Source organism: Lacihabitans lacunae (assembly GCF_042649125.1).
GTDB lineage: Bacteria > Bacteroidota > Bacteroidia > Cytophagales > Spirosomataceae > Leadbetterella > Leadbetterella lacunae.
Genome location: NZ_JBHRYQ010000001.1, coordinates 3,100,458 through 3,125,435, shown reverse-complemented (window position 1 = coordinate 3,125,435; position 24,978 = coordinate 3,100,458). Strand labels below are relative to the sequence as shown.

Annotated in this window: 21 protein-coding genes; 10 read left to right on the top strand and 11 right to left on the bottom strand. The window is 37.2% G+C overall.

Features of this window, described 5'->3' with window-relative positions; translation table 11 throughout:
* The first annotated feature begins 64 nt into the window (after nucleotides 1–64).
* Together ACFOOI_RS13635 and ACFOOI_RS13630 are read left to right on the top strand one after the other, a co-directional pair.
* Nucleotides 65–679: a hypothetical protein gene (locus ACFOOI_RS13635; RefSeq protein WP_379838538.1), complete on the top strand. Its 615-nt coding sequence runs from the start codon at nucleotides 65–67 to the stop codon at nucleotides 677–679.
* Between the two features lie 271 nt (nucleotides 680–950).
* Nucleotides 951–1,523: a hypothetical protein gene (locus ACFOOI_RS13630; protein ID WP_379838537.1), complete on the top strand. Its 573-nt coding sequence runs from the start codon at nucleotides 951–953 to the stop codon at nucleotides 1,521–1,523.
* Between the two features lie 6 nt (nucleotides 1,524–1,529).
* Here the strand turns inward: ACFOOI_RS13630 and ACFOOI_RS13625 are convergent, their stop codons facing one another.
* From ACFOOI_RS13625 to ACFOOI_RS13590, 8 genes are all read right to left on the bottom strand, one after another.
* Entirely contained in the window at nucleotides 1,530–2,294 is a 765-nt protein-coding gene (locus ACFOOI_RS13625) for a hypothetical protein (protein ID WP_379838536.1), read from the bottom strand.
* A 150-nt stretch (nucleotides 2,295–2,444) separates the two neighbouring features.
* Complete coding sequence (locus tag ACFOOI_RS13620; protein ID WP_379838535.1) at nucleotides 2,445–3,287, bottom strand: 1,4-dihydroxy-2-naphthoyl-CoA synthase; 843 nt, start codon at nucleotides 3,285–3,287, stop codon at nucleotides 2,445–2,447.
* 86 nt (nucleotides 3,288–3,373) lie between these two features.
* On the bottom strand, nucleotides 3,374–4,234 hold the full coding sequence (locus tag ACFOOI_RS13615; protein ID WP_379838534.1) for a helix-turn-helix domain-containing protein: 861 nt from the start codon (nucleotides 4,232–4,234) through the stop codon (nucleotides 3,374–3,376).
* Nucleotides 4,235–4,423: 189 nt separating this feature from the next.
* Nucleotides 4,424–5,008, bottom strand: a complete 585-nt coding sequence (gene rdgB / locus ACFOOI_RS13610) for an RdgB/HAM1 family non-canonical purine NTP pyrophosphatase (RefSeq protein WP_379838533.1) — start codon at nucleotides 5,006–5,008, stop codon at nucleotides 4,424–4,426.
* A gap of 14 nt (nucleotides 5,009–5,022) precedes the next feature.
* A complete protein-coding gene (prfA, locus tag ACFOOI_RS13605; protein ID WP_379840223.1) occupies nucleotides 5,023–6,093 on the bottom strand; it encodes a peptide chain release factor 1 in 1,071 nt (356 codons plus the stop codon).
* 107 nt (nucleotides 6,094–6,200) lie between these two features.
* Nucleotides 6,201–6,812: a Crp/Fnr family transcriptional regulator gene (locus tag ACFOOI_RS13600; protein ID WP_379838532.1), complete on the bottom strand. Its 612-nt coding sequence runs from the start codon at nucleotides 6,810–6,812 to the stop codon at nucleotides 6,201–6,203.
* 426 nt (nucleotides 6,813–7,238) lie between these two features.
* Complete coding sequence (locus tag ACFOOI_RS13595; RefSeq protein WP_379838531.1) at nucleotides 7,239–8,522, bottom strand: D-alanyl-D-alanine carboxypeptidase; 1,284 nt, start codon at nucleotides 8,520–8,522, stop codon at nucleotides 7,239–7,241.
* 24 nt (nucleotides 8,523–8,546) lie between these two features.
* Nucleotides 8,547–9,290, bottom strand: coding sequence for a hypothetical protein (locus ACFOOI_RS13590; protein WP_379838530.1), 744 nt, complete (start codon nucleotides 9,288–9,290; stop codon nucleotides 8,547–8,549).
* Nucleotides 9,291–9,463: 173 nt separating this feature from the next.
* On the opposite strand from ACFOOI_RS13590, the gene ACFOOI_RS13585 reads away from it, so the two are divergent.
* From ACFOOI_RS13585 to ACFOOI_RS13565, 5 genes are all read left to right on the top strand, one after another.
* Nucleotides 9,464–10,717: an acyltransferase family protein gene (locus tag ACFOOI_RS13585; RefSeq protein WP_379838529.1), complete on the top strand. Its 1,254-nt coding sequence runs from the start codon at nucleotides 9,464–9,466 to the stop codon at nucleotides 10,715–10,717.
* 15 nt (nucleotides 10,718–10,732) lie between these two features.
* Entirely contained in the window at nucleotides 10,733–11,404 is a 672-nt protein-coding gene (locus ACFOOI_RS13580; RefSeq protein WP_379838528.1) for a 3-keto-disaccharide hydrolase, read from the top strand.
* A gap of 78 nt (nucleotides 11,405–11,482) precedes the next feature.
* Complete coding sequence (locus tag ACFOOI_RS13575) at nucleotides 11,483–12,451, top strand: DUF2157 domain-containing protein (protein ID WP_379838527.1); 969 nt, start codon at nucleotides 11,483–11,485, stop codon at nucleotides 12,449–12,451.
* Entirely contained in the window at nucleotides 12,448–13,572 is a 1,125-nt protein-coding gene (locus ACFOOI_RS13570) for a hypothetical protein (protein WP_379838526.1), read from the top strand. The genes ACFOOI_RS13575 and ACFOOI_RS13570 overlap by 4 nt, the downstream gene beginning before the upstream one ends.
* A gap of 68 nt (nucleotides 13,573–13,640) precedes the next feature.
* Nucleotides 13,641–16,214 (top strand): DUF5686 and carboxypeptidase regulatory-like domain-containing protein, encoded by a 2,574-nt coding sequence (locus ACFOOI_RS13565; RefSeq protein WP_379838524.1) that lies wholly within the window; start codon nucleotides 13,641–13,643, stop codon nucleotides 16,212–16,214.
* Nucleotides 16,215–16,219: 5 nt separating this feature from the next.
* On the opposite strand, the gene ACFOOI_RS13560 is transcribed toward ACFOOI_RS13565, so the two are convergent.
* The gene (locus ACFOOI_RS13560) at nucleotides 16,220–16,942 is read right to left on the bottom strand and encodes a hypothetical protein (RefSeq protein ID WP_379838523.1); all 723 of its coding nucleotides are present in this window, start codon (nucleotides 16,940–16,942) and stop codon (nucleotides 16,220–16,222) included.
* A 228-nt stretch (nucleotides 16,943–17,170) separates the two neighbouring features.
* Here ACFOOI_RS13560 and ACFOOI_RS13555 point away from each other — a divergent pair, with 228 nt between their 5' ends.
* Complete coding sequence (locus tag ACFOOI_RS13555) at nucleotides 17,171–18,238, top strand: hypothetical protein (protein WP_379838522.1); 1,068 nt, start codon at nucleotides 17,171–17,173, stop codon at nucleotides 18,236–18,238.
* A 133-nt stretch (nucleotides 18,239–18,371) separates the two neighbouring features.
* On the opposite strand, the gene ACFOOI_RS13550 is transcribed toward ACFOOI_RS13555, so the two are convergent.
* A complete protein-coding gene (locus ACFOOI_RS13550; RefSeq protein ID WP_379838521.1) occupies nucleotides 18,372–18,680 on the bottom strand; it encodes a DUF3467 domain-containing protein in 309 nt (102 codons plus the stop codon).
* Between the two features lie 421 nt (nucleotides 18,681–19,101).
* On the opposite strand from ACFOOI_RS13550, the gene fusA reads away from it, so the two are divergent.
* Both fusA and ACFOOI_RS13540 read left to right on the top strand, forming a co-directional pair.
* Complete coding sequence (gene fusA, locus ACFOOI_RS13545) at nucleotides 19,102–21,210, top strand: elongation factor G (RefSeq protein ID WP_379838520.1); 2,109 nt, start codon at nucleotides 19,102–19,104, stop codon at nucleotides 21,208–21,210.
* 169 nt (nucleotides 21,211–21,379) lie between these two features.
* On the top strand, nucleotides 21,380–23,713 hold the full coding sequence (locus ACFOOI_RS13540; protein WP_379838518.1) for an alpha-L-rhamnosidase-related protein: 2,334 nt from the start codon (nucleotides 21,380–21,382) through the stop codon (nucleotides 23,711–23,713).
* A 48-nt stretch (nucleotides 23,714–23,761) separates the two neighbouring features.
* Here the strand turns inward: ACFOOI_RS13540 and dnaN are convergent, their stop codons facing one another.
* Nucleotides 23,762–24,886 (bottom strand): DNA polymerase III subunit beta, encoded by a 1,125-nt coding sequence (gene dnaN / locus ACFOOI_RS13535; RefSeq protein ID WP_379838517.1) that lies wholly within the window; start codon nucleotides 24,884–24,886, stop codon nucleotides 23,762–23,764.
* Nucleotides 24,887–24,978: the final 92 nt, after the last annotated feature.

Here is a 24,978-nt window from a genome sequence, read left to right as displayed (position 1 = left end):
TCAGACTCAATACAGCAGCCGTATTGTTTTTCAAATTTAATTTTATCATTTTCAATTTATTTTTATGTTTAAAAATAGCATTCTGAAAATTCTTTTATTTTTTATGCCAGTTTATTCCTTTTCTCAAATATCTATAAATACTTTATATAGCCGCTCCTTTTATTCAAAAGGAGACTTTAGGGGGAATAATTTTCAAATAGGTCTTCAAAAGAAATTGAAAAAGAATTTTGAGGCAAATGTAATGTTGGGAAGTTATCAATTTTCTCGTTCAGATGAGTATTATTATAGAACGACAAGCTCCGGACCATTTGATCAATTAGCAGAGTTTAGACATTTAGTTTTGATTAATCATATTGACTTAGGGCTTAATTATTATGTGATAGATAATAAATTTAAAGTTGCTATCGGGGTTGCTGGTACTGTTTCTCGAACAATAACAACCAGTCCGAATGAGTATTCAATTGTTTTTCCAGATATTACGAATTTCTCTTTACCAATATATCAAATTTATTATCAAGATAAACTAAAAAACACTTCTATTGGCCCCACAGCAAATATTAATTGTCAGTATTCAATTTCGAAAAATGCAATTGTCGGTTTGTCTTTTTCGTATTTACAACTTAAGGATGTTCTTATTTGGTCATTTCCTATTAATTTCAAATACAAATTAAGTAAGTAGTTTATCTTTTTGATTTTCTAGTTTTTTTAAAACCCTTATCTTCAATATTTTGGTCTAAGAATAAGTGTCAGTCGATTTTCTTCACTCTACTTCGATTCTTCTGACTATGAAGTGGTGTTAATCGGTCTTCTGACGGTCAATGTTTGAAATTTTGGTATTTTTAATACTTTAATCGATTTGAAGAGCCAATTACTATCATGCTTTCTTTAAAGACTCTTATAAAATAGGATTTTAATATGCTTATTATTAGATAAATAAAAACTAAAATCACATGAAAAAAATATTTTTAATAATTTACTTTTTGCTCTTCGTTTTTTGTCTGAAAGCTCAAATGAGCCAAAGAAGAATTGGTATGGGAATAGATTATTTGTCTTTGGATTTGCCAGACGACATGGTTTTTTCACCTAACATAAATTATCAAAAGCAGTTTAATAAAAGGTTATTTATTTCAACCAAAATGGGATACGTTAATTATTCAGGCAAAGACAGTTTTTCACAGTCAATACCTGAAAATAGGAAAAGGATTATGTTGGATATAAGGCCTAGTTTTGCTGTATTGAAGTATAAATCCAATTATTTTAAGATTGGGGCTGGGCCATCATTTTGGTATAGAGATGATGATTTAGTTAAGCAAATAAGGTTTTCACTGGATTCCCCAAATCAGATTATTGAATATAAAAAGATTATGACAAAAGAAGTCAATGTCGGACTAAGTTTATATTCTGAAATTGATATAGCAATAATTAAAAAAATTTCAATAGTTGGCTCTTTTGGATTTTCAACATTCAAAAAAGTTGGTAGCAATTCTATCCTTGGAATTACTACCTTATATAATTTCAAATAAACTGGTTCAAATCTCCGTAACCCCACTAACCCCCAAACCGTCAAAAAATACCTTCCAATAATCGGTTACGTTTGGGTTGTTTTCTTTTGTTGAGCTGGTAGGCTCAAAAGGCAATACGATAAACACTTTGGAGTTAATTAGGCTGTAGTTTTTGTAGTTTTCTATGTCTGCTTTTGCCCACTCTTCGGCTTGGTCGTGGCTGATAGGTGCCATTTTGTGAAAGTCTCGGCCATTTTTTAGGCTTTCTACCATATCAGAGAAATAGTAAGCAAATACCAACTTTCCGCCTTCTCCAGCTGCAGAAACTGCCGGCACACTTGCTGATACATTGGTTTCGGCATTTGAAGAACCCGTGTTTTTTTCTAGCATCTTTTGTGTAACTATCTGAAGCATCATTTTGCGTTCTTTCTGTATGCTCATTTGATAGTTGGTTTCGGCGGCTTCTTTGTCTGTTTGGCTCAAGCCTTCGGTTTCCTCTTTAGTGGTACGGGTTATCAGGCTAACGGCTTTTGACTTTTGTGTGTTTTCGTGGATATAATACACATCTAGTTGGTCGCCTTCTTTCTGTATATGTTGGTCTAAAAGTGCCTTTAGGGCGTTTTCGTATTTGTTTCTTACAAATGGCTTATCGAGGTCTACGCTTTGGGTTTTATCAAAAAACACCAAGGTGTAATTGTTTTTTTTAGGTGCTTCGGTACTAGTGTCAGAGTCAGATGTTCCGCACGAAAACACAATGATCGAGGTAGTTAAGAGTATTAAAAGCTTTTTCATTAAGTCAGTTTATTTTAAAAAGAAAGGAACGTAATCGGTTTTGATTTATTGAAAAAATCAGAATTTGTTTTGTTACAAAACAGAAACTAAAAGCAGTGGTAAGTTTCCCAAACACCGTTTTTAGTTTCTTGTATTAATGAATATTGTGTATTAAGAATATCGCTCGAAATCGTCCCAGTTTGGTTTACGTTTTTCTAAGAAGGCATTGCGGCCCTCTTGAGCTTCTTCGGTCATGTAACCCAAGCGTGTGGCCTCGCCCGCAAATATCTGCTGACCCACCAAGCCGTCGTCAATTAAGTTAAACGAAAACTTGAGCATACGGATTGCCATTGGGCTTTTTCCTAATATCTCCTGTGCCCATTGGTAGGCGGTGTCTTCCAGTTCATCGTGTGGTATTACGGCATTTACCATGCCCATGTCGTAAGCCTCTTGAGCCGAATAGCTTCTACCCAAAAAGAAGATTTCACGAGCTCTTTTTTGGCCCACTTGTCTGGCCAAATAGGCCGAACCATAACCGGCGTCATAGCTGGCCACGTCAGCATCCGTTTGTTTAAATATTGCGTGTTCTTTGCTGGCAAGTGTTAAGTCACACACCACATGCAAACTATGTCCGCCACCTACAGCCCAGCCTGGCACTACGGCTATCACTGGCTTGGTCATGAAGCGAATTTGACGCTGCACTTCCAGTATATTTAGTCTGTCTCTGCCATCTTCGGCACGGTAGCCACCCTTTTGGCGGGCGTTTTGGTCCCCGCCTGAGCAAAAAGCCCATTTGCCGTCTTTTGATGAAGGGCCTTCGCCCGATAACAATACCACGCCCACTTTGGGGTCATGGGTGGCGTCTTCAAAAGCATCGTATAGTTCAAATGTGGTTTTGGGCCTAAAGGCGTTTCTTATATCGGGTCTATTGAATGCTATTCGAGCTACTCCATTACACTTTTTGTAGGTAATGTCTTCGTATTCTTTGGCGGTTATCCAGTTTATTTCTGACATGTATTGGTTTTAAAGTTTACGTTACAAAGCTAAAAATAATGAAACGCATCCACAAAAGTGGAAGCTAATATTTAAATGGATTAAAATCAGTTTGGATTTTCCATGAGTCGTATCTCGTTTCGGTAGTCGCGGGGGCTTTGGCCTTTTTGGTTTTTAAAGGTTTTATTAAAATGCGAGATGTTGTTAAATCCGCTCTCAAAACACACTTGAGATATGCTCATTTCGTCGTGAAGGAGTTTGCAAGCCTTGTTTATCCTAAATTCATTTAAGAAATCGGTGAAGGTCATGTTGGTCATTTTTTTGAAATATCTACAAAACGATGGTACCGTCAGGTTGGTCAATGTCGCCACTTCTTCTATGTTTATTTCGGCTTGGTGGTGGTTTTCCACGAAGGTGTAGATTCGGTCAATTCGCTCTTCGTCTTGATGCCTAAATGCAAACCGGGAGTCGAGGTCGTTGAGTATTTGTATGTCGGAGGTTTCAGACATAAGCCTAATAATCTCCATGAGTAATATGAGTCGCTCTAGGCCACTTTTGTTTAGTAAGCCTTCTATCTTTTTTCCTATTTTTTTTCGTGCCTCTCCCCTAAATATTATTCCGTAAATGGCACGCTCAAACATTTTTTTGACGTGTACCATTTCGGGGGCATTCATAAAGTCTTGTCCCAGGAAATTTTCATCTAGTTGAACTATAATATCTTCACGCTTACCAATAACGCCATAGCCAAGTCCCGAATGTGGCAAATTGGGGCCAATAAACATGACTTCGCCTTCGGTATACTGCCCAAGGTGATTGCCCACGTGAAGTTTTCCGGAGCCTTTTTTTACGTAAATGATCTCATATTGTGGGTGTTGGTGCCAAAAAAAACGGTCGTCTTGCGACCTCCAGTGTATCAGTTTAAAGGAACTGCCTTGGTCGGGAGCTATTTTTTCAAACTCTACTTTCATGCTTAATTAACGTCATTTCTTGTAAAAAATAGATTCTGATGTTAATATGGCATTATTTTTTGAAAATATGGATGTAGTATGGTGTATATTTTTTTTAGAATTTTGTATAAATGATTGAAAGGAATGCCTTTCGAAGATTGAAAATACTAAATATACCTTTTTTGAGAAATGGCGGGGAGTTGGTCTTCGCTATTTTTTTTGCAAAAAATCAAGCATTTTGGCTATTGCCCTTCCTCTGTGGCTAACGCTGTTTTTTATTTCTGAGCCCAGTTCGGCAAATGTTTTTTCAAAACCCTCGGATACAAAAACAGGGTCATAGCCGAAGCCGCCTTCTCCTTTGAGCTCTTTTGTGATAGTTCCTTTTATTTCTCCTTCAAAAAAGTAGGTGTTTCCGTCTAAAATTAAGGTTATCACAGTTTTAAAAGCCGCATTTCTGTTAGACGCATCCCCTAATTCTTGGAGCAGTTTTTGAATATTGGCCGCGTGGTTGGTGGGTTCACCCGCATATCGGGCAGAGTATACGCCCGGCTTGTTATCCAAATATTCTACCTCTAACCCCGAGTCGTCAGCGATTACGTTGAGGGCATATTTTTGAAAAATATACTCAGCCTTTATCTGTGAGTTTTGTTGAAATGTGGTGCCGTATTCTTCTATTTCGTCATGACAACCGATTTCGGCCATAGTTTTTAGGTCAAACTGAGCACCAAGCATTTGCTGCAATTCCTCTATTTTATGGGTGTTGTTTGAGGCAACACAAATCGTTGTTTTTGACATTTTTTTTATTGAATTTAGATTACCCCTTCTTTCATTTTGTCAGCATTTTCGGCAATACGGAGTTTTTCCATAAACTCGCCTATTTGACCTTCCATTACGGTAGGCAGGTTGTATACCGTAAACCCAATGCGGTGGTCAGTTACGCGGCCTTGCGGATAATTGTACGTCCTAATTTTGTCTGAGCGGTCGCCCGAGCCTACCAAGGACTTTCTTTCGCCAGCTATTTGAGCGTTTTGTTTGGCAAGTTCTATTTCGAATAACCTCGACCTCAAAACGGTCATGGCCTTATCGAAGTTTTTGATTTGTGATCTTTCGTCTTGGCATTGCACCACTAGTCCCGTAGGTATGTGTGTTACCCTTACGGCCGAATATGTGGTGTTAACTGATTGACCACCAGCTCCTGACGAGCAATAGGTGTCTTTTCTTATGTCGGTCATGTTTATTTGTACATCCACTTCGTCAGCTTCGGGCATTACGGCCACAGTGGCAGCAGATGTGTGTATACGGCCTTGTGACTCGGTAGCGGGAACTCGCTGCACCCGGTGTACGCCAGACTCAAACTTGAGTTTTCCGTATACGTCTTCGCCTTTTACGCTGACTACTATTTCTTTGTATCCACCCGATGGAGCTTCTGTGAAATCCATTACATTAAATTGCCAGCCTTGGGTAGAGGCAAATCTTTGGTACATTCTAAACAAGTCTCCCGCAAATATAGAGGCCTCGTCGCCACCAGTTCCGGCTCTAATTTCTAATATACAGTCTTTGGAGTCGTTGGGGTCTTTGGGTATGAGCATCTCCTTTAATAGGTCTTCTTGCTCTGCTTTTTTGGGCTGAAGTTCATCTAGCTCCATTTTGGCCATTTCCCGCATCTCCTCGTCTTTTTCGGTTACGAGAATTTGCTTCGCTTCATCTATATTGGCAAGTATGAGCTGATATTTTTTATATTCCTCTACTATTTTTTCGAGGTCTCTGTATTCTTTACTGATTTTCTTAAACTTGTCCATGTCAGAGACTACTTCGGGCATGGTAATCTGCTGTGACACCTCTTCGAAGCGTTCTTGGATAGCTGCTAATTGTTCTAGTATCATATTGTAATTTCTTAAAATCGTGACAAAATTACGATTTAATAAATAGATAATGCATTTAGCGGTTTGTAAATTCCCTAAATGATTAGTTTTTGATACTTAAAACCTTAAAATGTGGTGTTTTCCTCTAAACTTGGTACCACTTTTTGGTTGTGAATGCGGCTCAAAGAGTTTGGGTGTACGTTTAGAAGAGAGGCTAAATGCTTCACTTTTACTTCTTTTCTAAACAAAAAAGGCTTGAGTTTAAAAAGCATTTCTTCTCTTTTTATGGTTGGCGAAATTTTGAGAAGTAGCATGTGTTTTTGAAACGAAGACAGCGTGTGTTGATATACCATGTTCATTAAAATGCTGATTTTAGGCATATTAATCATCAGCTCTTCGAAAGCTGATTTTTCGGCAACCAAAAGGTGCACATTGGTGAGAGCCTCGGCCATTATATTGTTTGGGGAATCTACTGCCAGGGTGCTGAGGTCCATCACTATTTCTCCTACGCCATTAATCCAAATGGTGTGGTCTTCATTATTTATGATGGAATACTCCCTTACTATTCCTTTTGTTATCAAAATTATCTTGTCGTCAATGTCTATACTTTCGGTTAAAATAGAGCCTTTTTTACAATTAATTTCGGTAAAAATATCTGCAAACTGTTGAAATTCTTCTCCTTTAAGTGATATGTATTGGTTTACAAATTCTCTTAAGAAGCTTCGTGAGATTTTCATTTTCTTTTATAGAGCGGGTTATGTTTTTCTAATTCTAGCCGGTTGTCTGCTAGTATGGGTAATTTTATAAATCTATTCTAAAAAAAAATTTAAGTTAACAATGAAAAGACCCGTGATAAGTCACGAGCCTTTTTTTCTGTGTGGATGTAGAGCAGTGTTTAAAATTTCTTTTTTGCGAATAATTAGTAACGGAATAGAAAAATTTTAGCAAATGTGATTTTGTTTTTTATCAATTACAAACAAGTATTTGTTTTTTAGGACTAAAACTAACATTTGTTAGAAAAACCCTATAAAAATCGATGCTTCGGGTGTTTTATTTTTATTGCTTGTTTATTTAAATACCACTTAATTTTTTGTACTAAAATAGGGTACAGTTAAAAGTAGATAAACCGCACTTAACCCTGATTGACCGTTGGGTGTAAATTATTATAAGCTACTCGAGAGCTCCGAGATGAGTTTTGAAGTAGCTTTTCTCACTTGGCTCACAGATGCCGTAAAGTTGTTGTTCATTACACTAAAAATCAGCAAGCGACCTGTGGCGGTATACATATATCCGCTTTGGTTATAAACCCCCGACATAGACCCCGACTTAGCAAATATGGCCGCTTTTTGGTTGCCATAGAGGTTTTTGAGTGTTCCTTCTGCTTCGCTCGATGCCAGTAATGACAACAGGTAGTCGTGGTCGGTTTTTTGCCAAAGTTGATTCAAGATATACACCAAAGTTTCCGGTGTAATAAGGTTGTACCTCGAAAGGCCCGAGCCGTCTACCCATTTGATTTTTTGTGGTGTATTTGCTAAGTAGTTTTTTTGAAAATACGCAATCGCATGGGTGGTAGAAAGGGTATCTGAAAATGTACTCGAAGTGCCCAATAGTAACTGCTCAGCCAGCATATTGTCGCTGATTTGCATCATTCTTCGGTACACGGTGTCGGCTTTATAGCCATAAATGATCTCTGCGTTTTTCTCTGAAACTAGGCTGCTTCTTTTTATTTCTGTCCCTAGTGTTTTATTTAAAATTGCAAGTGTTAGGCTATCTGAAGTAACAAACGGCACATCTTGGTTTTTCTTGAAATTTACGGGCAAACCAAAGTCATTTTTGTTTAGGTCTCTTTTTATTTCGGTTATTTCTGATTCTGTTTTTGAATTAAAAAAACTCAGATTAGGCGTATACGAAATATAGTTTTTCTCTTGGGTGGCTTTCAGAATATTCCCGAATACAGGTAACGAGCCACGTTCCACTTGGTAGTCGTCGTTGTAGTCGTCCCACGACCAGCCAGACCCCAGTTTTTGTTCTCTAAAATTTACTCCCGAAAAGAATAAATTTGAACCTGACTTTAATTTGCCAAAAGGATTAATATCAGGCAAATAAGGGTGAAAAAGCCCAGGGCCGCCTAGTCCCCAAAAGACCGTGGAGTCACCTTTTTGTATATATTTCATGGCAGGAAGGCTGTCGCCGTAGACTTGTAAACTTGCAAAAAGCGTTAAGATTTTCACGTTTGATGCAGGTACAAAATACATGTTGGCGTTTTTTGAATATACAGTTTCACCCGTTTGTGGGTCAAATAGCATAAGGCCCCAATGGTGGTTTTCGCCCAGGTTATTTTCGGCTACTACTTTTTCTAAGTTTACTTGGTTTTGTAACCGAGGTCCTTGGCCTATACACGAGGCGAGGCTGAGTGCCAGTCCTATTATCAAAGAATATGTTTTCATATGCCTTTCTGCTGCAAAAGGGTTTTACTTTATTTTATCAAAAAGAGTTTCGCTTTCGCCAACTGCGGTAAGCGACTGCCCTGTTTTTATGTTCTCCATTTCTAGGCTAAGTGAGCCTAGTTTGTGGTTTTGTGCCAAAAATAACCCTTTCTGAGTTTCTATCCAGCTTTCCCAAGTGGCCTTTACGCCTCCAATCGGAATGATTTTTACCCACATTTTATATGAAACGGGCTTGCCGTCTTCACCGATTTGCCACAGGTAGCTGTCGCCAGGCGTAACTCCGCCTGAGGTATAACTTACAAGCAGATTTTGGCCTTCGGGTGTATCTACTATTTGTCTACTTACACCTTCGTCAAAAACCTTAAATGGTGCCATAAGCCAAAACGAATCGTTGCAGAAAAACTCATAAGCACGCCCTCTGTAAATGTCCATTTTTTTATCTGCAACAGCTACGCCATTCTCAAAAGCCTTGCCTTTTTGCCAATCTTTTAGGTTTAAATACACCTCGTATTCGTCCCACTTTACCAATACTTGCTCGTCTTTTTTGTTCCAAACATAAGTGTGAACGCCTTTAAATGTCCATTTTATTACATTTGTGCTATCCCAAACAGACTTGCCTAATGCTGTGGTCATTTTTAGTGCTAAAGTGTCAGCGTCTTTACTGACTATTCCTGTTGGTTTTTTTTCGTTGAAGGCTAAGTATAAACCTCCTAATACTACTATTATAAGTCCTAAAACTATAAGGAGGATTTTGTAAATTTTTTTCATTGTCGATTATTAAGTGTTTTATCAATATGCAAAATAAGGCATTATTTATTACGTCGTTTGTTTTAGGTCAATTATCTAAGGATTGTGTTTTGGAGGAAGAGAAATGTAATATATTATTAAAAAAAATTAATATATTTGATTGATGTCCTTAACCTAACCTAAATCAAGCCATTTTGAAAGCACCAAGAATTCAGTCAATTGATATTTTTAGAGGTCTAACTATGATCTTGATGACCATCGTAAACAATCCCGGTGATTGGGATAACGTTTTTCCGCCATTTCTTCATGCCCACTGGCACGGATGTACGCCCACCGATCTTGTTTTTCCGTTTTTTGTCTTTACTATGGGCATGGCAGTTCCGTTTGCGGTTAAAACTCAAACAACTTTAGATAAAGCTCTTTTTATAAAAATATTAACACGTTCATTACGCATATTTAACCTTGGCCTGTTCTTAAATTTCTTCTCCAAAATCCACTTTTTTGGCTTAGAAGGAATCCCTTTGATGGTTTTAAGGCTGGCAGTAACTGTTTTAGTTGGAGTAGCTCTTTTGGGTAATTTTTCTTCAAAAACTAAACTTGTACTTGCTTTGAGTATTTTTTTCGGAATGATTGGTTTAGCCTTTTTGGGGCCAGAAGACTTCGCCAATGTGCGGATTCCGGGTGTGCTTCAGCGGATCGGTATTGTGTATTTTTTGGCTATGCTTATTCAACTAACGCTGACTTTTAAATGGAGGCTAGTGGCGGCGGCGGTTCTACTACTTGGCTATTGGGCTGCTATGGGTTTAATTCAGGTTCCGGGTGTGGGTGCGGCCAACTATGAAGTAGGCACAAACCTTGCGGCATGGTTAGATAACTTCCTGCTGCCGGGGCATCTTTGGGCTTCTTCAAAAACCTGGGATCCTGAAGGAATATTGAGCACTTTTCCAGCAGTAGTTACGGTATTGTTAGGTATCTGGACCACCGAGTTTATCCTTTCAAAACCTCAAAACCTTAGGGCTAAGTTGTTTGGGATTGGCTTAGGCTTGTTGTTGGTGGCAAAGCTTTGGGACGTATATTTTCCTATAAACAAAGCCCTCTGGACGAGTTCGTACGTGCTATACGCCGGCGGGTGGGCCATTTTGGTGTTTACATTGATAGAAGTAGTTTTTGGAGTGAAAGAAAAAAACAAGGTAGCATCATTTTTGGTAATGTGGGGCGTTAACCCTATGATTGTGTTTTTTGGTTCGGGTATTGTGCCTCGGGCTTTAAATATGATAAAAGTGGGCCCTGAGCAAGAAGGCCTAACAGACTATATTTATTTTGACTGGATATCTCCCTTGTTTTCAGAACCTAAAGTTAGCTCCTTGGTTGGAGCACTTTGTTTTGTTGGGATATGGACCGTCATTTTGTTAATCTTTAAAAAGAAAAATCTTATCTTTAAAGTATAATTATACAATTTATCTATGAAAACCTTACGTTTAATTTTACCCTTAGTTTTTATCTGTTTTTTGGCATCCGCCCAAAAGAAGAAATGGCAAAATATATTTGATGGAAAAACCACAAACGGTTGGCATACCTGGAAACTAAATGAAGTAAAAGGTTGGCACGTAATGGGCGGCGTCTTAATGACGCATGGCGGAAACGGCGACTTGGTTTCGGATAAAGAATACGGTGATTATATCTTAGAGTTTGAGTTTAAGTGTGCTCCCAAAGGAAATAGCGGTGTGATTTATAAAGTTTTGGAAAACGACGAAGATAAAAGCCTTTTTGCCACTTATGCCTCTGGCCCAGAATTTCAAATTATTGACGATGAAAATTATCCAGATAAAATAAAAGATAGCCAAAAAACAGGTGCTAATTACGACATCGAAGCTCCATTAAACATGAATGTAGTTAAACCTGCCGGCGAATGGAATAAAGGGAAAATTGTAATCAATAATAACCAGATTACGCATTACCTAAATGGTGTAAAAACAGCTACTTATGAGTATGGAAGTGCCCAGTGGGTAAAGGATGTAGCCGGTAGCAAGTTTTCAAAATGGCCCTATGCTACTCCTCACCATAGAGGCAAAATAGCCCTTCAAGACCATGGCGATATGGTTTCGTTCCGAAAAATTAGAATTAAGGAATTATAATATCTAATATTACTACAAATATCAAAACCCAATGTTTAAATTTTACATTGGGTTTTTGTTTGCCCTAAACCCAGTTAAATGAAAAATGAAATAGAGGTATTGCTCCAAAAAGGCCTAATTTCTGATGAAAAGGCCATAGTACTCAATAGCCATGACACAGAAACTCCGTTTTCTGTTTTTTGGGAATTGAGGTTTCTCCTTTATTTAGGCATCACATTTTTCACTACGGGCATCGGGATTTTAATATATCAACATATTGAAGATATTGGCCACCGTATTTTAATTGGCGGCCTTAGTTTGGCGTGTTTTTTTTGTTTGGTTTACGCATTTAAACATAGAAAGGCATTCACTTGGGTAGAGGTTGAAAACGAGAAGTTTTTGGTAGACTACGCTTTGCTTGGTGGCTGCATACTATTTCTTATTATAGAAGGGTATCTGCAATATCAATACAGCATTTTCGGAAAAGATTTCAAATCCGCTGCACTGCTGCCTGTGGCATTGTTTCTGTTTTTAGCCTATTTTTTAGATCACCGGGGCGTACTTTCTATGGGAGTTTCTGCGGCGGCATCGTATTTCGGAATTAGTTTTTCGGTCAATAAATTTAATGAAACGTACGATACCGATTCTTTGATTTTTGTGGGAATGGTCTTTGGTGTATTTTTAATGATAATCGGTTGGTTTTCTGAGATGTTTAGCCTAAAAAAACACTTTGCTTTTACCTACTATTTGTTTGGCGGCAATCTTGCTTTTATATCTGTTTTAGCTGCTTTTTTTACTTTTGAAAATAACCATCTTTACACGGCCATACTTGTAGTTTTGAGCCTGACTTCTATTCTGCATGCTCGTGTGAGTCAGTCTTATCTGTTGTTTTTGATGGGCCTTATTTATGGATATATCGGTGTTACGGCTTATATTTTTACAGTTTTGGGGTCAGACGCGGGGGCTTTGGTTTCTATCTTTTACTTTTTGTTTTCATGTGGTGGCGTGGTTTACTTTTTGTTCAATATCAAGAAAATACTCAAATTTAACCCAGAAAAAAGTATATGAAAGCCTACAATGAATCATGGGTAAATAACCGAGCCGCAAATGCCAAAATAAAGGCTTGGGAACTAGAAGGTGTTTTGAAAGAAAGCGAAATAGAGCCTTTAGAAGATCAGTTTTATTCACCCAATGTGTATGTTTGGATGGGTCTTTTTTTCTTTACCAGCATAGCTATTTCTTTTTGTTCAGGTCTTTTTTTATCGCTCATTGGATTTTCTGAAAATTCATCCGTTTTGGGTGTAGTTTTGGTGATTTTTGCCGGCGGGCTATTATTTGTTTTGGAGACTTTTATTCGTAACAAAAAACTCTATTGGTCGGGTATAGACAACGCCATGCTTTATTGTATTCTTGGTTTTCTTATAGCTGCCTTTTATGTTTTTACATCTTCTTTTTCGCCTCCTTTTTACGTTTTTTCTATCGTTTATTTTATTTTTTCGTTACCCTTTATTTATAGATATGCTGAGCCATTTATAGCCGCAAATACGGCCATTAGCTTATTCATTTTTGTGAGTTTAATTTTATTTGAGTTTTCCATTTTCAAACCACTACTTCCTTTTGTGCTTATTGTCATTTCTGGTGGTTTGTTTCTTTTTTTACAAAGGACAGAAGCAACATTGTATTATAAAAAAGCTGTTTTGTTTACTTCTGTTGTGAGTGCTTCAGTGGCTTGTTTGGCTTCTAATTTTTATGTGGTAAAAGAAAGCAACGAGGCCTTGCTAAAAACCGATTTTGTTGGAGTTTCTTCAGTAGGTTTTTGGGTGTTAAGTTTTACGGTTCCTTTGGCTTTTTTGTTTTTTGGATTAAAAAAGAAAGACAGGGTTTCATTTTTAGTTGGCTTGGTTGGTTTGGAGGCTAGTGTAGTTGCTGTTCGTATTTATTTTGATTTTTTCCCTACCGAATGGGCTTTGATTATTATTGGGCTTTTGTTGGGTGTTTTTGCGGTGTTCTTTCTCAAATTTTTGCAAAAAACCAAATGTGGTATTACTTCAGCTACCTCTCGAAAAGAAGGTCTGCAAAACATAGAAGGAATTGTGTTTTCGCAAGCATTTCACGCAAATGATGGGTCTAATTCTATCGAGTTTGGCGGTGGCGATTTCGGTGGTGGTGGTGCTTCTGGAGATGTATAATTTTTTCTATCCATATAATAATACGCAGAATAAACGTGCGTTAACTCATGACTATATTCCATTAAATAATGAAACTTACAAAAGCACTACTTTACAGTTTATCGCTAGTTTTTAGCTCTTTTTCAGCATTTAGTTTTAGCCTTAAAGGCGTAGTTCTAGACGAAAAAAATGAGCCATTGCCATTTGCTTCTATTTTTGTAAAAAGTACCAGTTTGGGTACCACATCTAATAGTCAAGGCGAATTTCTGATAAGCCTTCAGCCAGGCAAATACGAAGTGGTTTTTCGATACCTTGGATATGAATCCGTTACCAAAACCATAGAAATAAAAAATAATGATGTAGTAGAAAATGTTTCACTTAAGCCAAGTGTGATTTTGCTCGCTGACGCTGTGGTGGGCAAGTCAAAAGAAGACCCCGCATCAACCATTATGCGGAAAACCATCGGCATGTCTGTTTTTCATTACAAAGAGCTTTTGAGTTTTGACTACAAAACCTATCTAAAAGGTAGCTTAAAGGTCCTTGAAGTGCCATTCTTGATTAAGAAGGCCATGGAAAAAGAGTTTTTTAAGAAAGGCCAGTTGTATGTTTTTGAAAATGTGGGGCAAGTTTCATTTAGAGCACCCAATAGTTTTTCACAAAGAATAATAGGAACCAAAGATAACTTGCCGCCAAACCTAAAAGGTAACATCAGTTTTAACGCAGGCAAGTATGAGATTTACTCACCAAATAACGCCATTTCGCCCGTAACCCGCAAAGGGGCTAAAAACTACCGGTACGAATACCTCGGATATTTTATGGATAATGAGCAGGTCATTAACAAAATAAAGGTTATCCCCAAAAATAAACTCGTGGGATATTCGGGTGTCATGAATATTGTGGATGACACGTGGTATATTCATAGTTACGATTTTACGAGTATTGAAACCGAAAGTACAAATCATACCAAAGCAATTTTCCAACCCGTGGATGGCATTTGGTTTATCAATAACCTCAACTTAAATAGTAAAATCGACTACATGGGGCTTGAACTCGAAATGAAGGCAGTGGTGTCATACAAAGATTTGAAATTTAAAAAAGACCCCAGATATGCAAGTGTAAAACCTGAGATTGTAGACGAGAAGCTCTTCAAGGAAGCTGCCGATTTACCGAAAGCTTCTAAAGTTTCAAAGAAACTTAATTTAGCTCAGCTAAAAGATATAGGAAAGGAGTTGCAGAAAGAAGATTTTCAAGACTTGAAAAAGCAAAATAGGGCTTATGTTTCTAAGAATACTACGTATAAAGTAGATAGCTTAGCCGGGAAAAAAGACAGTCTTTTTTGGGAAGCAGAGCGGCAGGTGCCTTTAACACTTGTGGAGCTTAAGGGCTTTGAGCAGGCGGACAGTATTTATTTGGCTAATTTCGATAAAATAAACGCAAAAGTAAAAAAGGATAGTTTACAAAAGGTGGCTCCTAATAAGTTTAAAATCAAGCATTTGGTTGGGGGAAACATGTATCAATACCTAAAGCAAAGTGATACGCTTTCGAGTTATTATAAATACCAGCTGCGGGCTATCAGCTTAGTAAAAGATACACGTTTTAATGCCGTAGAAGGGTATGATATTGGATTGCCAGGCTTGGCTTTTAGGCATAATTATACGGCTGATAAGTCTTTTAATGTGGACTTAAAACCCTATTATTCTATTTCTCGAAATAAGCTAAATGGACAAGTGGGGGCATGGGTGGTGTTGCCCAATTCAAACCTAAGTTTTAGTGTAGGCCGCAGGGTAGTGCAGTTCAATGAAAACAACCCTGTAAACACCTTGGTAAATGAAGTTTTTGCTCTTTTGGGTAATCAGCATTTAGCTAAGTTTTATGAGAAAAACTTTGTGAACATGGCATACCAAATTAAGCCTAGCCCCAAGTGGCAGTTTGGGACAGCTGCCTCTTTTACGCAGCGAAACCTTATGGATAACATAGTTAATCAAGGCTATATTAAGAACACCTCTTTTTTTGAACCGAATAATTTTGGAGGAGTTATAGGTGCCAAGTCGGGCAATAGTGCTTTAATAAAATGGAGCAACACGGTGGCTTTTAGTCCGAAGGCCATGTATGCGTATTATAATGGTAAAAAGAGAATAGAAAAAGTCTTCTCGCCTAGGTTTGAAATGACGAATACATTTTATTTTAACGATTCATTTTTTGGCAACATTGAGTTAAAGGGTCAGCAACAGTTTAGAATTAGGAGTGCAGACTTAAGTGCTCGTGTAAATGTAGGTACATTTTATGGCAGCGGTCCACAGTATTTCTTTGATTATAAGCATTTTGATGGTAATCTGCTTTGGGTTAATTCCCACAATAGTTTCCGAAATCTTGATTACTATGCCTATTCTACCAACAAAAGCTACGCTCAATATTTTTTAGAACTTAAACCAGAGAAATTGCTATTGTCGCAGTTTGTGGCTCTTCGCAAAAAAGGAATCAGTGAGTATCTTATTCATAATTACTTGAAAACGCCTGAAATCAGTCACATAGAATTTGGCTACGGATTGGGTTTTTTAAACCGGACTGTTGCTATGGAGGTAGTGTCAAGTATTAACAATAGAACCTATGACAAAACTAGCCTTCGCTTAACCTTGCCGCTTAGTACTAGAAGGTTTCAATAGGGATTTTAAATAGTGGTAGATTTATTTTTTGAGTTAGTAGTTTTAGATAAAGTTAAAATGTAACTAACTAATAAAAACTCTCCTATCGAATTTATTATCCGAATAATTATGTAAGTGAATTCAAATTTTCTTTGTTGGGGAGGCAAAATATAATATAAATCTGCTATTAAAATTAAAAACAGGGCAAATTCGAACCCTGTAGGTTTTGAAATATGCTTAATTTGGGTTTTTAGGCCTGCAAAAACAAAGAGTACAATTACAAGCCAATAAAAATTATATGAAAACATATTTTGTCTTGGAGATAATTGTAAAAAGTATAAGAATACAATGCTTAACAAAATCCATAATGCGTAAATAGCGATTGGGTTTTTTGTTGAAAAATGATTTTTTATATTTTTATTTAAAAATGCATAAATTAACGACAATCTAAAAATTGGATGGATGTAAGAATACATATGATCAAATGTTTGTTCGGATTTAATAAAAATTGAAGACATCCCCATTAAAAATAAAAAGAAGTAGATGATTGCAGTTAGCCATAGTTCGGGTGTTTTAGCTTTAATACTAAATACATATAAGCTCAGTAGTAGGTAATCAAACTGAAAAATTAAGAGCTCTAGAACTCGATCACTAAAACTAACCAGACTAATTGTGTCTGGTTTGTTAATAAAGTAGATATTAACAAGTACAATTAGCGAAAAGAAAAAATTAGTGAATTTTTTATTCATTATACTTTCCGTAAAGACTACTTGGTTTAGTTATATTTTTTCACGCAATTTAAACATAGTACAAAAAAAAATAGTATTTTTTGTACTTAAAATTTAATAAGTTTTTAAATGGTGGCATATTTTTTAGATTTAAAAAATGTGTTTCTTACAAATTGAATAAATAATTCTTTTTATTTGGTATGGGACAAATTTTTTTGAAAAAAAAATATTCAATCTTTTTAATTGAGCATGTCTAATAAGATTATTTTTAAAAAAATTGAAGAGACCCAAAAGTCGAAGCTTTTGCATAGATATCAATGTTTGATCAGAGACATAGAATTACGCAAAAAACAGCACGAAAACCTCAATGAGGGCATTCGGGTAGCGATACCCAAAGTACAAAACGAACTTCAGCCTTTGCAAGATGAGCTCTTGGAACTGAAGGTTCAAAAGCTACTGAGACTGGACGAGGTCTTTCAAGAAATAGTCCTTCCAAAAATGAAGTCCGAGTTTTTTGTGGAATGGATGATTGACGAACTAGAAGTGTATTTGTCTGGAAGTTTTGAAAATCACGCAGAACTCAATTTGCTTTACAAAAAATACGCAAAAAGGGACTTTGAAAAACTCCGTGTTCAGAATGAATATTATGCCCAACTTATAAAAAACGAGACGGGCTATGATGCTGACCCCAAAGAAATAGGAGAAAAAGGGTTTCATAATTATATAAACGAAAAATGGGGTGTGCAGAAAGCCGAACCCAAGAAGAAATCTAAGAAAAAGCAAAAGGCGGAAGAGCTTGAGCGTATAGAGGATAAGTTGCTTGCTGCTGACGCCAAAGCCATATATTTTAGATTAATAAAAAAATACCATCCGGATTTACAGCAAGATCCGGCTATGCAGTTGGTGTATACCGAAATCACAAAAAAGGTTACCATTGCTTATAAAAACCAAGACTTTCTCGCTTTGCTATTGCTACAAATAGAGTATTTGGACGAAAACGAAATAGACGGTGGCCTTTTGGCTGATGAAATGCTAAAGCGATACAATAAGATTCTTCAAAACCAACTGAGGGAAATAAATAGAGCGGTAGAAATTCTAAAGAATAGCTCAAAGGGAATGTTTGAGGCTTTTTTCGAAGAAGACTATAAGTTTTCTGAAAGGCTATTTGAACAAAAAAAAGCCGCTCTAAACAAAGAAATAGATGCATTGATAGATGACCTCAACAATTCCATAGACCAGAAAAAAGGTTGGTTTAAAGAGTGGATAAGGATTAATCAAGGCATTAAGGAAGAAAGCGAGCGAGTTGTTCGGTTTTGAGTTATCACAGTTTCGGTTAGAAGTAAGTGTTATCTCATAAAGTTAAACTTGGGTTAAAATAAAAATACAAAGAGCTAAAATAAAAAAGAGCCTAAAAAAGCTCTTCTATTCTAAACTCATTAAAAATCTATTCTTACGCTTCGCCCATTGGTCCTCCAAAATTCATCGGAAACGGAACGGGATCGTTTGACTGTCTGATTTCACCAAAATTCAATTCGTATTTCTTGATGTTATCTTGTAACGCCAATAGCAGCCTTTGGGCGTGCTCAGGAGTTAATATAACCCTAGATTTTACTTTTGCTTTTGGCACGCCGGGCATTAGTCTTATAAAGTCTAATACAAATTCCGAGTTCGAGTGAGCTATCATGGCTAAATTGGCATACACGCCTTCGGCCATTTCTTCAGATAGTTCTATATTGATTTGGTTTTCTTCTTCTTCCATTATGGTTATAGCATATTAAGTGATAGTCCAAAGCTAAACATTCTTTACAGAAATTTAAATTCTAAGTCACAAAATCTTATTCAACGGAAAGAAATTAAGAATGATTCGGTTCATTTGTCTGTGATTTAAATGTTTCAAATACTTGGTCAAATATAAGATTTAACAAAAATATAAAGTTGTTCTAAATAAATCACCTAGGTTTTAAAACAAGCACTTTTTCGTTAAAGAAATGTTTAAAATCAATGTTTTAAATACCTAAAAACCAGTGGTAACTCATTATTTTACAATTTATTAAACTATTGAGAGTTAAATATTTCATGTTACATTTTTTTTTACTAATTTTGCAGCCCGAAACCAAAGCATAAAATTCGGGATTTAACCTGAATTACAAAAATTCAGAAAACGTAAACAAATTAAATAAATGGCTCGCGATTTAAAATTTACTAGAAACATTGGTATTGCCGCCCATATTGATGCGGGTAAAACTACCACTACTGAGCGTATCCTTTACTACGCTGGAGTTAACCACAAAATTGGTGAAGTACACGACGGTGGTGCTACCATGGACTGGATGGAGCAAGAGCAAGAAAGAGGTATTACTATCACTTCTGCTGCTACAACAGTAAACTGGAAATATAGAGACGAAAACTATCACATCAACATCATTGATACTCCGGGTCACGTTGACTTTACAGTTGAGGTAAACCGTTCATTGAGAGTATTAGATGGTCTTGTGTTTTTGTTTTCAGCTGTAGATGGCGTTGAGCCTCAATCTGAAACTAACTGGAGACTTGCTAACAACTATAATGTGGCTCGTCTTGGTTTTGTAAATAAAATGGACCGTTCAGGTGCTGACTTCTTAAATGTTTGTAAGCAAGTTAAAGAAATGTTAGGTTCTAATGCAGTTCCTCTGCAATTGCCTATCGGTGCTGAAGACGGTTTCAAAGGTGTGGTTGATTTGATCAACAACCGTGGTATGATATGGAATGAGTCAGACAAGGGTATGACTTTCCAAGAGGTGCCGATTCCTGAAGATATGATAGAAGAGGTTGCTGAATGGAGAGAGAAACTTCTTGAAGCAGTAGCTGACTATGATGAGACTTTGATGGAGAAATACTTCGAAGATCCAGAATCTATTTCAGAAGACGAAATCCTAGCCGCTTTGAGAGCTGCTGTTATTGATATGAAAATCGTTCCAATGTTGTGCGGTTCTTCTTTCAAAAACAAAGGTGTTCAAACTATGCTTGACTTGGTTATGGCCTTATTGCCATCTCCATTAGATAGAGACGGTATCAAAGGAACTAACCCTGATACAGGTGCTGAAGTAATAAGACAGCCGGATTCAAACCAGCCGTTTTCTGCACTTGCATTTAAAATTGCAACTGACCCATTTGTAGGTCGTTTGTGTTTTATCAGATCGTACTCTGGTACGCTTCCTTCAGGTTCTTATGTACTAAACAACAGATCTGGAAATAAAGAGCGTATTTCTCGTATATTCCAAATGCACGCTAACAAGCAAAATCAAATTGATGTGCTTGAAGCTGGGGATATTGCGGCAGTCGTTGGTTTTAAAGATATTAAAACTGGTGATACTCTTTCTGATGAGAAAAACCCAATCGTTCTTGAATCAATGGTATTCCCTGATCCAGTTATCGGGTACGCTATTGAGCCTAAAAAATCTGCTGACCAAGATAACTTCTCAAAAGCTATCACTAAGCTTATCGAAGAAGATCCAACTCTTACGGTAGAAACTAACGAAGAAACTGGTCAAACGATCATGAGAGGTATGGGTGAGCTTCACCTTGAAATCATTATCGACCGTATGCGTCGTGAATTTAAGGTTGAGGTTAATCAAGGTGCTCCTCAGGTTGCATTTAAAGAGACCTTTACTAAGACCGTAGAACACCGTGAAGTTTACAAAAAACAATCAGGTGGTAAAGGTAAATTTGCAGATATCGTGTTTGAGTTAGGACCAAGAGACGATGATGAGGAAGGCAAAGAAAAACAACAAGGTTTACAATTCGTAAACAATATCGTAGGTGGTATTATTCCTCGTGAATTTATTCCAGCTATCGAAAAAGGCTTTAAAGATGCCATGAAAAATGGCCCATTGGCTGGATATCCAGTAGATGCATTCAAAGTTAGATTATTCCACGGTTCATTCCACGATGTCGATTCAGATTCACTATCATTTGAATTAGCAGCTCGTATGGGATTCCGTGAGGCAGGTAAGCAAGCTGGGGCTAAGTTGCTTGAGCCAATCATGGCCTTAGAAGTACTTACTCCTGATGAGTACACTGGACCTATCACGGGTGACTTAAACCGTCGTAGAGGTATGATGAAAGGTATGGATACTAAAGCTGGTTCTCAAGTAATCAAGGCTGATGTTCCTCTTTCTGAATTATTCGGTTATGTAACCGACCTACGTACTATGTCATCTGGTAGAGCTACTGCCAACCTTACCTTCTCTCACTATGACTTCGTTCCAGCTAACATTGCAGAAAACGTAGCTAAGAAAGAGAGAGGTTGATTTAAATAAAAATCAATAGATTTATATATAGAGCAGTCTTAGGAAACTAAGGCTGCTTTTTTTGTTTTAGTGGGCTTTCTTTTATTAAGTTTGTATAAACCTATGAATATGAAAAACCTACTTACAATTTGCTTATTATGGCTATCTTCCTTTTCTGTAGTGTTCTGTAGTGGCTCAGTCCATCTCTCTTTTTTTTGATACTTCGGAGTCTTTGGTGGGCAAAGACAAATATTTAAATAGTCCTTACGCTACTGCTGGCGATAGGCTCTATATGGTGGGGCACCAAGACGGCACATTTCCTGACCTTGGCTGGCATATTGCGGGCGAAATGGGCGGAGTGTGGGCTCATCCGATTAAACTTATGGATGGCTTCGAAATTACGGTTAAAAACAAAACCCAAAGTCAACTGCTCACTCGGGCCAGTTCTTTTGTGAATGCACCATTTGGTAATAAAGTGGTCTATGAAAATGTCCTTTCAGATCTTAGGATCACCAGGTTACAGTTTGTTCCTGATGGCAAAAGAGCTGTTTTTGTAGAGTTATTGATAGAAAACCAAAGTGACGCATCTCAAGATATAGATTTGGAGTTAATGGGAATCTCAAATTTACGACCAACTTGGCTAGGCGAACAAGCTAATATGGTAGATGGGGCAGACCAAAGTGTTTTTAATAAGCGACTCGGAGTAGTAGAGGTTAAGGATTCCAAAAATCCGTGGTTTTTGAATTATGGTTTTGGTAATGGTACTTCATTTATAAAAAGTGAAGGCAGTAAAAAAGGAAAGCCACTAAGTAAAATCGATAAAATTGGCAAGTCTTTAACGGTTCCAGCCAATGGCTTTGTGTCTATTCCATTTGTGATTTCAGGTTCTTTGAAATCAAAAAGCGATGCCAATGCAGTGTTTAGAAATACATTAAAGAAGGGTTATTTTTTGTTAAAAGAAAAATCTGCTCGATATAATACTATAGAGGATAATTCAAAACTTACGCTTAGCGACAAAGAACTAGAGCAAGCATTTAGGTGGGTAAAATACAATACAGATTGGCTCATTAGAGACGTGGAAGGGCAAGGAAGAGGGCTAAGTGCCGGTTTGCCCGATTACCCGTGGTGGTTTGGAGTTGATAATGAATACACCCTCAAAGGACTTATAGCCACAGGTCAAAAAGACCTTGTATATCAAACTATTGAATTGATTCATAACTTCTCTAAAAAAGAAAACGGCAATGGAAGGGTTGTGCATGAGGTCTCCACAAACGGCGTTGTATTTAATCCAGGAAATCTCAATGAAACGCCTCAGTTTGCATCTTTGGTTTGGGAGGTTTTTAGATGGACAGGCGATCTTAAGTTTTTAGAAGCTTATTTTCCTACCATAGAAAAAGGCCTGTCGTGGCTTTTAGAAGAAAACGATGCCGATAAAAATCTGATACCCGACGGTTTTGGTATGATGGAAATTCATGGTTTAAACTCAGAAATGATTGATGTGGCTGCTTACACTGCCAAAGCTTTTGATGATGCTTCAAAAATGGCTATTCTTCTAAAAAAAGATACCCTTTCTAAGTTTTATCAAAATAGAGCTTCCATATTAAAGCAAAAAATAAATTCGGAGTTTTGGGTAGAAGAATTTAACTCATATGCCGATTTTTTAGGGACTAATAAACAAGCGTTGGAGCTAATAGATGCGGCCATTGTGCGTGCAGATACACTAAATAAACCATGGGCGGAAAAGGAATTGGTACAAACTAAAAATAAGGTTTTGGCTTCTGCTGAAAACAAAAAGCAAGGGTATGTATTGTATCACAATTGGGTAGTTAATACACCTATGGAGATGCAAATTGCGGAGCCTAAAAAAGCCTTAAAAGCTCTTGTTACAGCTCAAAATTTCACGAGTCCGTTTGGTATGTTTGTGACCGGTATAGATAGAGACGAAGCCGCCGGCAAAGACGAGGGGTCTTTTGCAGCTGATAAAAAGATTTTTTCTTACACGGGTGCTGTTATGACCTTGCCTACCGGTGTACAAGCTGTTGCTGAAAATAACTATGGAAGACCAAATGAGGCGTATGCACTCTTGAAACGGATGTGTAAGTCTTTTGGCTATGCCTTACCGGGTTCTATTTATGAGGTTTCACCTGATTTTGGTATGTTTGCTCAGGCGTGGAATATGTACGCTTTTGGCGTGCCTTTAATCACCCAGTTTTTAGGAATAAATCCTGATGCCTACCATCAGAAAGTAACCTTTAGTCCTGTTTTGCCAGATGCTTTAGAAAATGGATCTCTCAAAAACGTAGTGGTAGGAAAAAATATATTTGAGCTTAGTTTTGAAAACTCGGGCACCACGTTAACTTATTCAATTATTCAAAAAGGAAGTTTTGATTTAACATTTAAACAGCCTGAGGGAAAATATACTGATTGGGAAATAAACGGGAAGCCTGTAAAGCCAATCGTGATAGATGGTGTTGAAATGGTTTCTTTTTCAGGGAAAGTAAATACATTAAGGCTTAAAAAATAAAAAACCCGAAGTTGCCTTCAGGTTTTTCGAGATTTATAAGGATAAGGTTTATGCGTAAGAATTGAGCATTACTGGCATAACGAGCATTAAGATGTCTTCGTTATCTTCCTTAGCGTCAGGAATAATAAGACCCGCTCTGTTAGGCAATGAAAGCTCAAGGGTAATGTTAGAAGCACTGATGTTGCTCAACATTTCGGCAAGAAACTTTGCGTTAAAACCAATTTCCATGGATTCGCCAGTGTACTCGCAAGGTATTCTCTCAACTGCTTCATTTGAATAGTCTAAATCTTCAGCCGAAATTGTAAGTTCGTCAGCCGTGATTTTTAGTCTAATCTGATGCGTAGTTTTATTTGAGAATATAGCGATACGTTTCAAAGAACTCAAGAATTTGCTTCTTTCAATCACCATTTTGTTGGGATTGTTCTTTGGTATCACGTTTTCGTAGTCAGGGTAACGCTCGTCTATTAATCTACAAATCAACTTGATGTTTCCAAAACTAAAGAATGCATTTGAACTACTAAACTCAGTAGTAACTGGCACAACTTCAGAAGGCAACGATGACTTGATTAAGTTAAGAGCTTTTCTTGGAAGGATCATCGTGGTAGCGGTAGCCGATTTGATGTCTTCTCTTCTATATCTGATTAGTCTGTGGCCATCGGTGGCTACAAACGTAGTGTTTTCTTCAGTGATGTCGATGAATACCCCAGTCATTGCTGGTCTTAGGTCATCTGTACTTGTAGCAAACAAGGTATTGTTAATAGCTGCTCCCAAGATATGAGAATCTAACTCAATACTAAAACTTCTGTTTACTTGCGGAGCTCTTGGGAAATCCATTGGGTTTTCACCCGCTATTTTGAATCTACCATTAGAGGTAACTATTTCTATACCGAAAGTCTCACCGCTAATATTTACAGTAATTGGCTGCTCAGGTAAGCTTTTAAGGGTGTCCATAAATAGCTTAGCAGGAATTGCTACAGCAACGGTATCTTCTGAGTCTACCATCAAGTCAGCCACCATAACTGTTTGAAGGTCAGAGGCTGTAATAGTAAGACTAGTTTTGTCTAGTTCGAACAGAAAATTTTCTAAGATAGGAACCAGTGGGTTTGGTCCTATTAGACCACTTATGTTAGAAAGGTTTTTTACGAGTTCAGATGATGAAACTACAAACTTCATGGTTTTCTGTTTAGAATATTTATTTTATTGTTATGTCACAAAAAGTAGGCAAAGTTAGCAAAAGACTGCTTATTTTGGCACTTTTTAGTAAA